This window comes from Psychroserpens jangbogonensis (assembly GCF_000797465.1).
Taxonomy (GTDB): Bacteria; Bacteroidota; Bacteroidia; order Flavobacteriales; family Flavobacteriaceae; genus Psychroserpens; species Psychroserpens jangbogonensis.
On record NZ_JSWG01000004.1, the window covers coordinates 130,309 to 146,120 of the forward strand.

Genomic DNA, 15,812 nt, shown 5'->3' on the forward strand with positions numbered 1-15,812 from the left:
ATGAATAAGTCAGGTTATATAATTAAATATTTCGAAGACACGCTTTCTGAAGTAGAGTTAAAAGAATTTAACACATTATTATTGAGTGATAATGACTTTAAAGAAGAGTTTGAGTTTCAAAAAGAATTACAAGAGACATTAGTTTTAAATGATCGAGAGCAATTAAAAGAAGAAATTCAAAATTGGGATACAACCATAAAGAAGAGTCGTTTTAAAGCTTGGTTCATTGCAGCTAGCTTATTAATTTTACTTGGAACTTCATGGCAATTATTTTTCAATTCACCATCTGATAGTCCTGAAGAACTTTATGCTTCATATTTTGAGCCATATAGAAATATAGTACAGCCTATCGTTAGAGGTGAGCATAAAGAAGATTTGCAATCTAAAGCTTTTGAAGCATATGAAGCAAAAAATTACGAAACTGCTATTCTATATTTTAATGATATTTTAAAGGAAGAACCAAACGCGGCAATTTCATTTTATAAAGCGAACACTTTGTTGCAATTAAATAAGACAAATGAGGCTATAAAACTATTGGAGGCAAATGTTAAAAACCCTGATACTTTACAAGATCGAAATTTATGGTATTTAGCACTTGCTTATTTAAAGAATAATAATACTGATGCTACTAAAAAAACACTAAAACAGCTGCTTTCTAAATCTAAATTTAAAACTAAAGAAGCCACCACTTTAATTAAAGATCTTGACTAATGGTTTTCTTATTAAAAATAAAAAAAGAGGAATTAAAATAAAAGTTAACCACCAATAATTAGCTTCTGATTTAATAGCGGAAATATCTCCAGAAAGCACGAAGCCTGCCCAATAAAAAGGGTGTTTTAGAAAAGAGTCTTCTATTGTATTTAAATAATCTAGTTTTGCTAGTTGTAAAGCTTTGTTTTTAGGCTCTCCAGATTTTAAATAGCTGTAAAAGGATTCCATTATTTGCGATGTTTCTTTATCTGGCACTTTCCATAAACTTGTTACAGTACTTGGTACACCAGCATAAGTAAACGCCTTCGACACATTAATTAGTCCTTCACCTCTCTTTAAGTTACCTACTCCAGTATCACATGCACTTAAAACGGCAAGGTCAGCATTTAGTGACATGTTATAGAGTTCTGAAATAAATAACTTTTCGTCATCTGTAGATCCAAAATTCAAGTTAGAAAATTCTGAATGAGTATTGTTAACTGAAGAGTGCATAGCCAAATGAAGAAGGCTATAATTTTTTGCTGTGGCTAAAAATGTTTCTTTACTCGCTTTTTTGCCTAAAAAAACATCAGATTTAAATAATTTGCTAATTTGAGACGCTTCATAATTAGCACCATTTAACTGACTGTTTTCATCATTATAAGTTGGAGAATAGATTCCTAATTTATTATTCTTTGACTTTTCAACTTCAGTTTGTTCATTCCACAAGAGAAGAGACGCAGCATAGCTAATACTATGATTTTCTATGAGGTGTTTTCCGTTAGCATTCATTAAAATTTCTAAAGGAAAATAGTATAGTAAATCATCTAAGACGAAAATTAAATCTTGATGATTTTCATCTTTTAAAATTGAGCTTGGCAGCAATTGTACATATAGTTGATGAAGATATTGCTCGTAGTTTGTATTGTTAGTATCTTTAAGTAAATCAATTGTCTTTTTAAGTAACTGGCTAAGTTTTGCTTTAGTGCTAATTTTAATAAGCTTTGTACTCGATTTAGAAATGGCAAAAGCATAAACAGATTTTTGTGTGAAACAATATTTTATAATGCGTTGGTTTGGATTTAGTTTTTCTTTTAACGCATTTAAATTAAATTTTTGTCGTGTTTGATTAAAATATGACCTGTAATTTTCTTTAAACCAAATATTTAAATTGTCAATGCTCTTATTTAAATCAAATATTTTCTCTTTAATTATTTTATTATTATTATCAGATTCGTTATTTATGAACAGTTGTTTTTTGTAAAAATGAAGCTCATTTTTTAAGTTGCTTTCGGTGTTTAAAATAGAATCAGGAATGTTTATTGCTTTTCTTTGTGTGTTATTTAAAAATTTTCGCCAGCTAATTTTTGAGTTAGATTCCTCAATTTTTTCTAGTATAGTTTTCTGAATGGATTTATCATTTAACAGAATAGAAGTGCTTAAGAGCTGCTCATTTATCTGTACCACAATATCGTATGTCGTGTCATTAAACTCAGAAAACAAATAATTATCTGAAAAAGCATCTGAAGCGACTTTACTTAAATTATGTGCTATTTCTAAATAGAATTTCCTATTTGTTGCGCTAAAAGCATGTTGATAATCTTTGCTTGCTTTTAGCAGCAAGTCTATAAAATCATTATTGCTATATGGTTTGCAATCATTATAATTTATGTTCTTGATTGAAACCGGTTTTGTAACATCTTTATGCAGGTCTTTAAACGCCAACGAATAATATTTGTGCATCAAGTTAACACTATCCTGTGCAATAGCAATATGTGCTTGTTCGCCTCTTAATACCATTGAAAAATAAGGTTCTTTTTCCTCTGAGATTTTATTTATCCAACTATTCACCTTTAATTCGGCAGTTTTGTAGGCTTTATCATTTAGGTGCAAACGTATAAGGTTTAACTTGTCACTTAGTGCAAATAGGGCGACCGCATTATTTTTTTGAAGATTTATAATTTGCTCATAAATTGCTTTGGCTTCTTTTGGGTTTTTGAGTTTTAAAATATTAGCTTTAAACCTCAACGCGTTTAATTTGCCAATGTTAATGAAGTCTTTAAAATAGGAAAGATTATTTGGGTTGTTCCGCTTATCATCTTCATCGTAGTTAGAAAAAAAATCTGAAATCTTGTTGTTATATGTTATCGCTTTTACTGTATCTTTTTTTAACAAATACAGACTTGCATAGTTACTCCATAAATTAATTTGAGTTCGTCCTCTATACGTTTCATTGAACCAATTACTAAGATTAGTTTTGTGGCTTTTTATAAGATTCTCAGATTTAATAATGTATTCTTCTGCCTTAGCATAATCTCCATGTTGTATATACCAAGTATTTAACGAGACGTAAGCGATATTTAAATAACTTTTATCTTTATATGGAATGGCTTCCCAAATACGTACAACATCTAAATAGGTTTCTAGCTCTTTTTTGTAATACCCAACAAAACCGTAAGTAAGTGCCAGGTGATGTTTGTGATATGCAACCTCACTATTATATTCACCTCTATTAGAAACATTAAGAGTAATTGCTTTTTTATAATGTTCTATAACTTTCGATTGATCTCCATAAACACTAAGAATATTACCAATATTAAATTCGGCTTGCGCGATTAGAGGATGATTATACACTAAAGTGTCCTTTAAAATTGCTCTGGTTGCTTGTGCCATTTCCAAAGATTTTTCCCAATTTGAGTTATTAGAATATTGATGAGATAAATACTTGACTAGATGTCCTTTGAAGTACTTATCGTTTATGTGATGTTTATTATAAGATTTTAATGCTTTTTTTGATGCAACTATCGCCTCATCATTCTTTGAGTTAAATTGATAAACAATAGCATCAGAAGCCTGTCTTTTAAATAGAGCTGTTTTGTAATTAATGCTTGAAGTATCTTTGTTTTTGGAAATAATTTGATGCCTTAAGTCTTGCAAAACCTTGTAATCATTAGCACTGTAAGATTCTGTTTTGTTGAAATATATCGAATCTGCTATTTTTTCTAATTTGGTTTTAACATAAATTGGTGTTTGAGCGACACTATAATTATAACACAGATAGCCTAATATTAGAATAATAGTTTTTAAATTCATCAGAGTAAAGTTAAGTTTTTTTATGAGATTACGACTTAACAAAAAGTTGTAGAAATAAAAAGAGACTGACTAAAAAGTGTCCGTTTTCTACTTTTTTAATTTTTCAGCAACTTTCTCTAACTCCATATACCAATCTTCACCAAACTTTCTTATTAATGCTTCTTTTACAAATTTGTAAACAGGAACTTGTAATTCTTTTCCTAAAACACATGCATCGTCGCAAATTTCCCATTTATCATAATTAACGGCTGAAAATTCAGAATAATCCTTAACACGAATAGGATACAAATGACAGGAGACTGGTTTTTTCCAAGAGATCTCACCTTGATTGTAGGCTTCTTCTATTCCGCAGAGTGCTGTTTTTTTATCATCAAAAATCACATAAGCACAATCAGCACCATTAATTAAAGGTGTTTCAAAATCTCCAATAGCAGTTGTAATGTGTGTGCCTTGAGCTTCAATTACTGCAATTCCCTCTTTACGTAAGAACGGTTTTACTTTTGGATAGATGTCTTTTAGAATTTTTATTTCTTCAGAATCTAGTGGTGCACCTGCATCACCATCAATACAACAAGCGCCTTTGCATGCTGAAAGATTGCACACAAAATCTTTTTCGATAATATTTTCTGAAACTATGGTTTTTCCTAATTGAAACATGGGTCAAAAATAAGTAAACTTTACGGTTATTTAATATTGAAAATCTACAATAAATTCGCACCTTTGCCGCGAATTCTAAAATTAGGAATTATGCAATTCGATTTTAAACAAATATTTACAGCATTCATGGTGCTGTTTGCAGTAATAGATATTATTGGTAACATTCCAATTATTATAGATTTACGCAAAAAAGTAGGCCATATTCAGAGTGAAAAAGCTTCTATAATTGCTGGTGTAATTATGATTGTTTTTTTGTTTTTAGGTAAAAGCTTATTGTCATTAATTGGTATTGACGTGAATAGTTTTGCCGTAGCAGGAGCTTTTATACTCTTTTTTATTGCTTTAGAAATGATTTTAGGAATTACCTTGTATAAGGATGATGGTTCTGGAGCGATGACTGCAACGGTATTTCCATTAGCATTTCCTCTTATTGCTGGACCAGGAAGTTTAACAACTCTATTATCATTAAGAGCAGAATTTGCTATAGAAAACATAATTGTTGCAGTTATATGTAACGTTATTGTTATCTTTATTGTGCTTAAAACGTCTGCAAAACTTGAACAAATTTTAGGTAAAAATGGTATAAGTATTATAAGAAAAGTATTTGGTGTAATACTTTTGGCCATTGCAGTAAAACTTTTTGCTCACAATATTAAAGCACTTTTTGAGCTTGCATAAATTAAGGTTATGAAAATATTTACCATCATCGTTACTGTTATTGCAATTGCATTAATTGGATATAATATCACTCAAATTAATTTTGATTTTCCTTTTAAAGGACAAAGTGTTGTTGCGCTTATTACAATTTTTGCGTCACTATGCGCTATTGCCTTATTGCAGATTTTAAGGTTATCTAAAAAAGTTGATCAAAAATTAAAAAACAACAATTAATGTTTGATGTCTTAATTGTTGGAGGTGGAGCTGCAGGTATGTCCTGCGCTATGGTTTTAGGATCTGCAAAGTCAAAACCTTTTGCGGAAGAAAAACGAATTGGGATTGTTATGCACCAAAGAACATCTCACTTACAAAACGCATTATTTAATAACGTCTTGGGCTTAGCTCCAGGAACCACAGGAGCTACTATATTGGAAGATGGGAAAGCGCAGTTATCAGACATCTATCCTCATATAGAACAGATTGAAAATGAAAAGGTAAAATCAATTGCGAAGTCTTCGGGAGGATTTATCGTTGTTACTAATAAAAACACTTACGAATCAAAGATAGTAGTCGTTGCTATAGGTTATACAAGTTTGGTCAATATTGAAGGTCTAGACAACTATTTAGAGCCGCATCCAAGAGCTGTAAAAGAGAAAGATCGAATCTGGTTAAAGAATGATAATCATTTAGTTGATGAAAACCTTTATGTCGCTGGCACTATGGCTGGATGGCGAAGTCAATTTGCTATTGCATCAGGAAGTGGAGCACAAGTAGCTACAGACATTTTGACCCTTTGGAATGGTGGTAAACACACAAAAATTCACGACAAGGTATAACTTCCGAATAGTTATTCGTTTAGAGTCTCATTAGCTTTACTCAATAAAATCACTTCTTCAATCATAACATCAGTGGCATTAATGATCTGCTCAGAAGCATTAGTACTGTATAATTGACTAGCTAATTCTGCTTTTATGAGCATTTTCATTTGATCTTTATAATTAACAAATGAAATATTTGTTCTTTCTTTTAGATTAAGAAAGTCTTGAAATTTTTCTACGATATCATCACCAACACTAAAGGATTCTATAAAGTCTGAAGTACTTACATTATCGTAAACAGCTCTATCCTTATCTAGTTCTTCAAACACAAAATTACTAACATAGCCTCTGCGTTTTATATAGTTTAATGTTTCGTTTTGTTCACTCGTGTTTAGAGGAACAAAAACATCTGGAATAATGCCACCACCTCCATATACAACTTTGCCATTTGGAGTCGTGTATTTTAGAGAATCTGAAATTTGAATGTTGTCAGAGTTTTCGAGCTCTCCATTACTTAAGCGTTTGTGATAATCATTATGGTAATCGTTATTATTTCCATTATCGTAAGGTCGTTGTATTGAGCGACCAGTAGGTGTATAATATCTAGAAACGGTAAGTCTTACTGCACTACCATCACCTAAAGACATTTCGCGTTGCACCAAGCCTTTGCCATAGCTTCGTCTTCCAATTATAGTTCCTTTATCATTGTCTTGTAGCGCACCAGCAACAATTTCACTAGCTGAAGCTGAGTTCTCATTTATAAGAATATAAATATCTCCTTCTTCAAAATCACCACGTCGTGTAGCATAACTATTTTCAATTTTACCAGCTTTGTTTTTAGTAAACAAAATGAGTTTATCATCTTCTAGAAACTCGTCAACAATCTGCTCGGCAATACCAAGAAATCCACCAGGATTATCACGAAGGTCTAATGCTAATTTTGTTGCGCCTTGATCTTGAAGTTTGTCTAGTGCTTTTTTAAACTCTTTATAAGTAGATTCTGCAAACCGATTAATTTTAATATAACCTAGGTTATCTGTCAGCATGTAGGATGCATCGACACTTTTAATAGGAATATCTGAATATTTCACTTTAAAAGTCAACAAGTCTTCTTCTCCTGGACGATACACTTTAAGAGTGATTTTACTGTTTTTTTCGCCTTTTAATTTTTTTACAATGGCTTCATTGGTCCATTCTCTACCAAAAATAGAATCACCATTAGCCATGATAATTCGGTCACCACCTTTGATGCCTGCTTTTTCGCTAGGTCCACCTTCAATAGGTCTAATAACAGTTACAGTATCTTTATAGGTGTAAAAGCTAACTCCAATACCTACAAAGTCTCCTTTCATATTATCGGTAACCCGTTGCATTTCACTTTTTGGTATGTAAATGGAATGAGGGTCTAGATTATCTAAAATCTCATTAACCGTCACATCGACAATGCTGTCTGTATTAATTTGATCAACATACTCATAATCGATGTAGTCAATAAGTCTGTTGAGTTTATCTTTTTTGCTATTTGTAGTAAACAATCGATCAGAAGTATCTGAGAAATTTAGCTTTCCGCCAATAAATACACCAGCTGCAATTGCAAACCCTAATAATAATGGTATGTATTTTTTTTGAAAGTTCATTTATGCTTTTAAATCTGCGATAAGTTCAAGCTCTATTCCAGCTTTTTTAAGAAACTGAAGTCCGGAATCATCTTTATATCCTTCTTGATATACAACACGAATTATGCCAGCCTGATGTATAAGTTTGCTACATTCTTTACATGGAGAAAGTGTAATGTATAATGTTGCTCCTTTGCAAGATTGCGTCGAGGCAGCAACTTTAAGTATAGCATTTGCTTCAGCATGAAGCACATACCACTTCGTATAGCCATCATCGTCTTCACAATAGTTTTCAAAACCCGTTGGAGTACCGTTGAAGCCATCAGAAATAATCATTCTGTCTTTTACGATTATTGCACCTACTTGCTTACGTTCACAATGCGAGAGTTTTCCCCATTCTTTAGCAATTCTTAAATAAGCTTTATCGTATCGAAGTTGTTTTTCTTTAGGCATTTTAATTTTTTAAAATCTGTACTGCGAATATAATCGGTTCGTGTTTTAATTACAACTACATTGTAGATTAGCAAATAAACACTTTTCAAAAGTAGTGATTATAAAAAAAGGTAAGGACATTAAATTTTGAAGTTTACGTTAAAGTTTTACCAAAATACAGACTGCTTTCTTAAATTTTTAAGAGAAGAGCTCACTATTAATAAGCATTGGTAATACGCATCCCAATACAATAGCAGAGACAACCAAAATCCAATCTCGTTTAGAAAACCTAAATATAGTTTGACAAAGGAAGCTTAAAAAGATAACAATAAAAGCAATCACAAGCTGACCTATTTCCATGCCTAGAGCAATTTCTAAAATGGCTAGTAATTTATTTTCAGATGCAGTAATTAAGGTGTTGAGGTCATTTGCAAAACCGAGTCCATGAATCAATCCAAAAAAGAGTGCAATAAAAAAGAGCAATCCAATTTTAGTATGGTGTGCTTTCTTTCCAGCTGTGAAAATATTGAATAAAGAAACAATTAAAATTGTGAGCGGAATAAGGAGTGATATGACTTTAATGTTGACACTTACTATATTATAGCTCACTAAACTTAAAGACAAACAATGTCCAATTGTAAAAACCGTTATTAATAATAAGATACGTTTCCAATCTTTAAAAAGGTAAGGAAGAGTTAAGACAATTAAAAAGAGAATATGATCATAGGCACTAATGTGAAGCACATGGTAGATGCCATCTTGTAGATTTGATATGAAATTATCTATCATGATTTTAAGTATTTGGGTTATCCCAAAGTTACATTTTATAATTTATACTTAAAATGAAAACCTATAAGAAATAGTAATAAGCAAAATTAAACGAACACTAATAAATTATCTTTAATACAACAAAGGCAAAACATTTTTATTTAATTTAGTAGATAAGTAGAATTAACTGAGGAGGATAGAATGTTAGCTTTGTACTCTGATGTAAATTTTGTTTTTTAATTACAATTTTTTTATATCTTTAACGCTTAAACTAATAAAATTAAGAACTAGAACGATGAAAAGACTATTTTCTATCTTAGCCATAGCAGGATTAATGGCTTTCACTACTACAGTAAATGCTGCAACAAAAATTGCAACTACTTTACAAGATGCAGAATTACCAACAGATGATTTATCTTTTACACAACAAGTAAAAGAACGTTTTATTGAAGGTGGTCCATTCTTTATGGGTATTGTATTACTATGTTTAATCTTAGGATTAGCAATTGCTATTGAAAGAATTATTTATTTAAATCTTGCGACTACAAACACAAAGAAATTAACTCAAAATGTTGAAGATGCTCTTCAATCGGGTGGAGTTGAAGCAGCTAAAGAAGTTTGCAGAAACACAAAAGGACCTGTTGCATCTATTTTTTACCAAGGTTTAGATAGAGCAGATGAAGATATTGATGCTGCTGAAAAAGCTGTTGTAGCTTATGGTGGTGTTCAAATGGGACAATTAGAGAAAAATGTATCATGGATTTCATTATTTATTGCATTAGCTCCAATGCTTGGTTTCATGGGAACTGTACTTGGTATGATTGATGCATTTGATAAAATTCAAGCTGCTGGTGATATGAACCCTTCATTGGTTGCAGGTGGTATTAAAATCGCCTTATTAACAACTGTATTCGGTCTTATCGTAGCAATTATTCTTCAAATATTTTATAATTATATCATTGCAAAAATTGATAGTATCGTTAATGATATGGAAGATGCTTCAATAACTCTTATGGATTTATTGGTAAGACACAAAAAGTAATAACCAAATTATTAAATCATAGATAATATGAATATTCAAAAAATAATCAAAATTGGTGCTTTAGTAATTGGTCTGATTGCAGTAATCTTCTTAGTAAGAATTATTATGCTAGGTGATGAAGCAATTGAATCAGATGTAGCCAATCAAGGTATATTATCTGGATTCATTACTCTAGCGCTTGTCGTACTAGCAATAGCAACGATTTCAGCAGTAGCCTTTAGTTTAGTGAATTTAGTGAGTAATCCAGATAAGTTGAAAAAGTCTCTTATTTCTGTAGGTGTATTTGCTGTAATTCTAATACTAGGATATGTAATGTCTTCTGGAGAAGAAAGAGTTTTAACTGATGGTACCACACTTACAGCGGCACAATCTCAAATGATTGAAGGAGCTATTAAATCATTTTACATTTTAATTTTGTTAGCAGCAGGTTTAATGTTGTTTTTCGGAGTTAAAAAGATGTTAAGTAAATAATAATAGAAAACTAATTATGGCAAAACGATCAGCACCAGAAGTAAATGCAGGATCTATGGCTGATATTGCATTCTTATTGCTCATATTCTTCTTAGTAACAACGACGATACCTAAAGATTCAGGTATTACCCGTAAGTTACCACCAATAGAAGAAAATGATGAGGATGTAATTATCAAGGAGAAGAATATTTTCACCGTGTTATTAAACGGTAAAGATCAGCTTTTAGTTGAAGATGAATTAATGAAGATTGAGGATTTAAGAGATGCGGCAGTGACGTTTCTTGATAATGGCGGAGACGGATCATGTACTTACTGTAAAGGTGCAAAAGATCCTAGATCATCTGATAATCCTGATAAAGCAATTATATCATTGAAGAATGATAGACAGACTTCTTATGCAGCTTACATTACCGTTCAAAATGAATTGGTAGCAGCATATAATCAATTGCGTAATAGAAGAGCTTTAGAGTTAGGTCCTAAAAAAGGATTTGCTGACATGGACTATATAAAGATGGAGAAATCATATGACGACCCTAATTTTGTAGGTAATAAAGTAAAACTTAAAGAAGTAATTGAGCAAATCAAAATAGAGATTCCTCAAAAGCTTTCTGAAGTAGAATAAATTAAAACATAGCACATGTCTAAATTTAAAAGTAAAAAAGATAATAGTTTGCCTGCTGTAAATACGGCATCTTTACCAGATATTGTATTTATGTTATTGTTTTTCTTTATGGTAGTAACCGTAATGAGAGAAGATGAACTTAAGATATTAAATAGATTGCCTCAAGCAGATCAAATAGAAAAGCTTGATAAGAAATATCCAATTAGTTATATCTATGCTGGTAAGCCTGCAAAAGCTTACGAAAAGTATGGAACTGAAGCTCGATTACAACTGAATGATAAATTGGCTGAGATTAGTGAGATTCAAGCGTTTATTAATGCTGAGAGAGCTGCATTACGTGAAGAGTTAATTCCCAAGCTTACAGTATCATTAAAAGTTGATAAAGAGGCAAATATGGGTATTGTTGGTGATATTAAGCAAGAGCTAAGAAAAGCTAGTGCATTTAGAATTAATTATACGACAGCTTCAGGTGATGCTAAAAAGAATTTAGAATAAAATATTTACACTAAATAAATAAAAAGCATCCTAGTTTCTAGGATGCTTTTTTTGTGCAAAGGGCCTAATATTTTAGTGTCTATTGCGTTATATTTGTACTATGAAAACGACTTTCTCTTATTTACTTTTTATAGTTTTGGGATGTTATTTATCTAATGCGCAAAGTCCAACAGAAACATTAGTAGTAACAGATACAAGCGCTGTAGTTGATAATAAATACAGAGAAGATCAATTTTATATATCAGTTACTTATAATTTATTGGAGAAAAAACCAGATGGTGTTTCTCAAAGTGGTTTTTCTAGTGGATATCATTTTGGTTTCATTAGAGATATGCCAATCAATAAAAGAAGAAATCTAGCTATTGGTGTTGGACTTGGATTTTCTTCAAACTCCTATAATCAAACACTACTAATATCGGAAGGTAATAATGGTTTTGAATATTCAGTTTTAAACGATAATGAAACCGAATACAGTAAAAATAAGTTTACAACATACCTAATCGAATTTCCTATAGAATTTAGATGGCGAACTTCTACGGCCACTGACTACGATTTTTGGCGGATATATGCAGGTGTAAAATTTGGCTACGTAATTTACAACTCTTCCAAATTTAATAGTAATGAAGGTGATATTAGATTGTCAAGTATCGATGATTTCAATACCTTCCAATACGGCTTGACTTTTAGCGCTGGGTATTCAGATATTAGTTTCCATTTGTATTACGGCCTCAATGAAATTTTTAATGGAGATGCATTACTCAATGGTCAATCTATAGACATGAATTCAGTGCGAATTGGATTGATGTTTTATATCCTTTAAGATTTTAAATCCAATAATTTAGTAGCACTAATTGAGGCATAAAGCCTACAAAAAATCCAATAATTAATTCAGTTGGAGTATGTGCTTTTAAATGTAATCTCGATGTTGCAATAGCACCTAGTATAATACACATTAAACCAATTGTTCCGTTTATATTGATTTTAAAATGAATGGCTAAAGCAACGGCAAACATAAAAAATCCAGCTGCAGCAATCATGTGTATACTTGCTTTGAACTTTATAATAGCTAATGCAAAACAAGTTATTGTAGAAATCAAAATACCAATAAAAAAGAAATACAATTCTGGAATTTCATTTTGAGGAAGCACTCTTATTAAGACTAAAGTAATGATAAGACAATTTAGTAATAATGGAAGCTTACGCTCATTTGTTGTTTCAAGATGCACCGAGTCTACTCGCTTTAATGTTTTTAAAAGGTAAAACAGTAACATAGGAAGAATTACTGTTAATATAGTTACAGAAAACAGCTTTGCTTTGAGGACTGGATCTGGAATAAAACGAGGTGTTTTTGAGAAATAAAAGATAACACCTAGTAATGGCATTAATAGTGGATGAAAAATATACGATATGCTTTTAAGAAGAGTGTTTATCATATTTTCTTCCTCAATCTAGCCACAGGAATATCTAATTGTTCGCGGTATTTTGCAACTGTACGACGTGCAATTGGATAGCCTTTCTCCTTTAGGATTTTTGCTAGTTTTTCGTCAGTAAGTGGTTTACGTTTGTTTTCTTCTTCAATTACCGTTTCTAATATCTTCTTAATTTCACGAGTCGACACTTCTTCGCCTTGATCGTTAGTCATTGATTCTGAGAAAAACTCCTTAATCAATTTTGTCCCATAAGGTGTATCGACATATTTACTATTGGCAACACGAGATACTGTTGAGACGTCCATGTTAATTTCATCAGCAATATCTTTAAGAATCATTGGTTTGAGGTTGCGCTCATCACCAGAAAGAAAGTATTCTTTTTGATAATGCATGATAGAACTCATTGTTACAAATAATGTTTGCTGACGCTGTTTAATAGCTTCAATAAACCATTTGGCTGCATCAAGTTTTTGTTTGATAAAAAGAACCGCATCTTTCTGAGATTTGCTTTTGTCTTTTGCTTCCTTATAACCTTTCATCATATTGCTATACTCTCTAGAAACATGAAGCTCTGGAGCATTCCGTCCATTAAGAGTAAGATCTAATTCTCCTTCAATAATTTTAATAGCAAAATCTGGAACAACATGTTCTGGCCTTTTATTATTTCCAGCATAAGAACCTCCTGGTTTTGGATTAAGACGTTCAATTTCTTCGATAGCATCTTTAAGCTGCGCTTCAGTAATGTCAAACTTCTGAAGTAGTTTTTTGTAATGTTTTTTCGTAAACTGATCGAATGCTTTGTCTATAATATCACAAGCAAGTTCAACATCTGGATACTTTTCTTTTCTATGTAATTGAATGCTTAAACATTCTTGAAGGTTTCGAGCTCCTACACCTGCAGGATCTAACTGATGCACTATTTGCAAGATTTTTTCTACTGATTCTTCATCTGTGTAAACACCTTGTGTAAATGCTAAATCATCAACGATATCACTTAATGAACGACGTATATATCCACTTTCGTCAACACTTCCAACTAGAAACTCAGCAATATTATATTCATCATCATTAAGTCTAAAGGTATTTAGCTGTGTGGTTAAATGTTGAGTAAATGAGGTTCCAGCAGCATAAGGAACATTTTTCTCCTCGTCATCAACACTATAATTGTTAGCTTGTGTGCGATAATCAGGTATCTCATCATCGCTTAAATAATCATCTACATTAATGTCTTCTGCTTCAATTGTTTCACTATCATTCAATTCGTCATTAGAATTGTCAAACTCATCCATATTGTCTTCAAACTCGTCTTTAGTTTCTTTTCCATTTTCTAATGCTGGATTTTCCTCTAATTCTTGCTTTAAACGTTGCTCAAAAGCTTGCGTAGGCAACTGGATCAACTTCATTAGTTGAATTTGTTGCGGCGACAACTTCTGGGATAATTTAAACTGTAGATATTGTTTAAGCATATATTGAATTTGGTATTGTAGTAAAGTTAAAAAAAAACAATCTATATTATTAGGTAAACATAGATTGTTTTAGTCAATTTTTATGCCAAATTAAATTTAAAATTCTGCATTTTGGGGTGTTCTAGGATAAGGTATTACATCTTTAATATTACCCATCCCAGTTGCGAACATTACTAAACGCTCAAAACCTAGTCCAAAACCAGAATGAACAGCAGTTCCGTATTTACGTAAATCTAAATACCACCATAATTCTTTCTCGTCGATATCTAAGGCTTTCATTTTCTCTTTAAGAACATCTAATCGCTCTTCACGTTGAGATCCTCCAACCATTTCACCAATACCAGGAAATAGAATATCCATAGCGCGAACTGTTTTACCGTCTTCATTTAAACGCATGTAAAAAGCTTTTATATCTGCAGGATAATCAAATAATATTACTGGGCACTTGAAATGTTTTTCAACTAAGAAACGTTCGTGTTCACTTTGTAAATCAGCTCCCCATTCTTCAATGATATAATTGAATTTCTTTTTCTTGTTAGGTTTGCAGTTTCTTAAAATATCTATTGCTTCAGTATAACTTACACGTTTGAAATTGTTGTCTACTACAAATTTTATTTTGTCAATCAAGCTCATTTCAGAACGCTCAGCTTGTGGCTTTGTTTTTTCTTCATCAAGTAATCGCTTTTCTAAAAATTCTAAATCTTCACGATTATGCTCTAAAACATAACTTAATACCGATTTCATAAAGTCTTCAGCCAAGTCCATATTTCCTGCCAAATCCATAAACGCTACTTCTGGCTCAATCATCCAAAATTCAGCTAAATGACGAGATGTATTAGAGTTTTCTGCTCTAAATGTTGGTCCGAAAGTATATACTTTACCCAATGACATTGCATAGGTTTCAGCTTCTAACTGACCAGAAACCGTAAGATTAGTTTCTTTTCCGAAGAAATCTTGACTATAATCAATATCACCAGCTTCAGTTAATGGAGGGTTTTTAGCATCTAATGCACTTACTTTAAACATTTCTCCAGCACCTTCGGCATCACTTCCTGTGACAATTGGTGTATGCATGTAGTAAAATCCGTTCTCGTTAAAATACTTGTGTACAGCAAACGATAAAGACGAACGTAAACGCATTACAGCACTAAATGTATTTGTTCTGGTACGTAAATGAGCATTTTCACGTAAAAATTCAAATGTATGTTTTTTAGGCTGAATTGGATATTCATCAGGATCAGAGTCACCAAGAATTTCAATAGAAGTTACTTGTATTTCTACCGTTTGCCCTTTTCCTTGGCTTTCAACCAAGTTACCTTTAATATGAACGGAAGCACCAGTAGTAATTCGTTTTAAAAGCGCTTCATCAGTATTCTCAAAATCAACAACGCATTGGATATTATTAATTGTAGAACCATCATTTAAAGCAATAAAGCGATTAGCTCTAAATGTTCTTACCCAACCTTTAATTTCAAGAGGTTGTAATGTAATATCTTGTGTTAATAATTGTGAAACTGAATATGTCATTTTTATTAATTTTTATGCAAATATAAAT

General features: G+C 31.7%; 17 protein-coding genes. 9 read left to right on the forward strand and 8 right to left on the reverse strand.

What is annotated here, in order from left to right; all coding sequences use genetic code 11:
- Complete coding sequence (locus RH81_RS02860; protein ID WP_033957423.1) at positions 1-711, forward strand: tetratricopeptide repeat protein; 711 nt, start codon at positions 1-3, stop codon at positions 709-711.
- Here RH81_RS02860 and RH81_RS02865 read toward each other — a convergent pair.
- Both RH81_RS02865 and RH81_RS02870 read right to left on the reverse strand, forming a co-directional pair.
- A complete protein-coding gene (locus RH81_RS02865) occupies positions 691-3,783 on the reverse strand; it encodes a CHAT domain-containing protein (protein WP_033957427.1) in 3,093 nt (1,030 codons plus the stop codon). The two genes, RH81_RS02860 and RH81_RS02865, sit on opposite strands and share 21 nt — an antisense overlap.
- Positions 3,784-3,870: 87 nt before the next feature.
- A complete protein-coding gene (locus RH81_RS02870) occupies positions 3,871-4,440 on the reverse strand; it encodes a DUF3109 family protein (protein WP_033957429.1) in 570 nt (189 codons plus the stop codon).
- A 90-nt stretch (positions 4,441-4,530) separates the two neighbouring features.
- Here RH81_RS02870 and RH81_RS02875 point away from each other — a divergent pair, with 90 nt between their 5' ends.
- Genes RH81_RS02875 through RH81_RS02885 form a run of 3 tightly spaced genes read left to right on the forward strand, consistent with a single transcriptional unit; the run spans position 4,531 to position 5,933 of the window.
- A complete protein-coding gene (locus tag RH81_RS02875) occupies positions 4,531-5,118 on the forward strand; it encodes a MarC family protein (protein WP_033957430.1) in 588 nt (195 codons plus the stop codon).
- A gap of 9 nt (positions 5,119-5,127) precedes the next feature.
- On the forward strand, positions 5,128-5,331 hold the full coding sequence (locus tag RH81_RS02880; RefSeq protein ID WP_033957431.1) for a hypothetical protein: 204 nt from the start codon (positions 5,128-5,130) through the stop codon (positions 5,329-5,331).
- The gene (locus RH81_RS02885) at positions 5,331-5,933 is read left to right on the forward strand and encodes an FAD-dependent oxidoreductase (protein ID WP_033957432.1); all 603 of its coding nucleotides are present in this window, start codon (positions 5,331-5,333) and stop codon (positions 5,931-5,933) included. The genes RH81_RS02880 and RH81_RS02885 overlap by 1 nt, the downstream gene beginning before the upstream one ends.
- Before the next feature lie 11 nt (positions 5,934-5,944).
- Here the strand turns inward: RH81_RS02885 and RH81_RS02890 are convergent, their stop codons facing one another.
- From RH81_RS02890 to RH81_RS02900, 3 genes are all read right to left on the reverse strand, one after another.
- Positions 5,945-7,552: a S41 family peptidase gene (locus RH81_RS02890; protein WP_033957433.1), complete on the reverse strand. Its 1,608-nt coding sequence runs from the start codon at positions 7,550-7,552 to the stop codon at positions 5,945-5,947.
- Positions 7,553-7,984, reverse strand: a complete 432-nt coding sequence (locus tag RH81_RS02895) for a deoxycytidylate deaminase (protein WP_033957434.1) — start codon at positions 7,982-7,984, stop codon at positions 7,553-7,555.
- Between the two features lie 177 nt (positions 7,985-8,161).
- A complete protein-coding gene (locus RH81_RS02900) occupies positions 8,162-8,752 on the reverse strand; it encodes a HupE/UreJ family protein (protein WP_033957435.1) in 591 nt (196 codons plus the stop codon).
- A gap of 274 nt (positions 8,753-9,026) precedes the next feature.
- Between RH81_RS02900 and RH81_RS02905 the strand changes: the two genes are divergently transcribed.
- From RH81_RS02905 to RH81_RS02925, 5 genes are all read left to right on the forward strand, one after another.
- Positions 9,027-9,773, forward strand: a complete 747-nt coding sequence (locus tag RH81_RS02905; RefSeq protein ID WP_033957439.1) for a MotA/TolQ/ExbB proton channel family protein — start codon at positions 9,027-9,029, stop codon at positions 9,771-9,773.
- A 27-nt stretch (positions 9,774-9,800) separates the two neighbouring features.
- A complete protein-coding gene (locus tag RH81_RS02910) occupies positions 9,801-10,244 on the forward strand; it encodes a hypothetical protein (protein WP_033957442.1) in 444 nt (147 codons plus the stop codon).
- Positions 10,245-10,260: 16 nt separating this feature from the next.
- Entirely contained in the window at positions 10,261-10,866 is a 606-nt protein-coding gene (locus RH81_RS02915) for an ExbD/TolR family protein (protein WP_033957445.1), read from the forward strand.
- Between the two features lie 15 nt (positions 10,867-10,881).
- Positions 10,882-11,361 carry an ExbD/TolR family protein gene (locus RH81_RS02920; protein ID WP_033957448.1) on the forward strand — a complete coding sequence of 160 codons (480 nt, stop codon included), beginning with the start codon at positions 10,882-10,884 and terminating at the stop codon, positions 11,359-11,361.
- Between the two features lie 100 nt (positions 11,362-11,461).
- Positions 11,462-12,181 (forward strand): porin family protein, encoded by a 720-nt coding sequence (locus RH81_RS02925; RefSeq protein ID WP_033957452.1) that lies wholly within the window; start codon positions 11,462-11,464, stop codon positions 12,179-12,181.
- A 4-nt stretch (positions 12,182-12,185) separates the two neighbouring features.
- On the opposite strand, the gene RH81_RS02930 is transcribed toward RH81_RS02925, so the two are convergent.
- The 3 genes from RH81_RS02930 to asnS form a co-directional block, all read right to left on the reverse strand.
- Entirely contained in the window at positions 12,186-12,794 is a 609-nt protein-coding gene (locus tag RH81_RS02930) for a hypothetical protein (protein WP_033957456.1), read from the reverse strand.
- A complete protein-coding gene (gene rpoN / locus RH81_RS02935) occupies positions 12,791-14,257 on the reverse strand; it encodes an RNA polymerase factor sigma-54 (protein ID WP_033957459.1) in 1,467 nt (488 codons plus the stop codon). The genes RH81_RS02930 and rpoN overlap by 4 nt, the downstream gene beginning before the upstream one ends.
- Before the next feature lie 96 nt (positions 14,258-14,353).
- Positions 14,354-15,784 (reverse strand): asparagine--tRNA ligase, encoded by a 1,431-nt coding sequence (gene asnS / locus RH81_RS02940; RefSeq protein WP_033957463.1) that lies wholly within the window; start codon positions 15,782-15,784, stop codon positions 14,354-14,356.
- Positions 15,785-15,812: the final 28 nt, after the last annotated feature.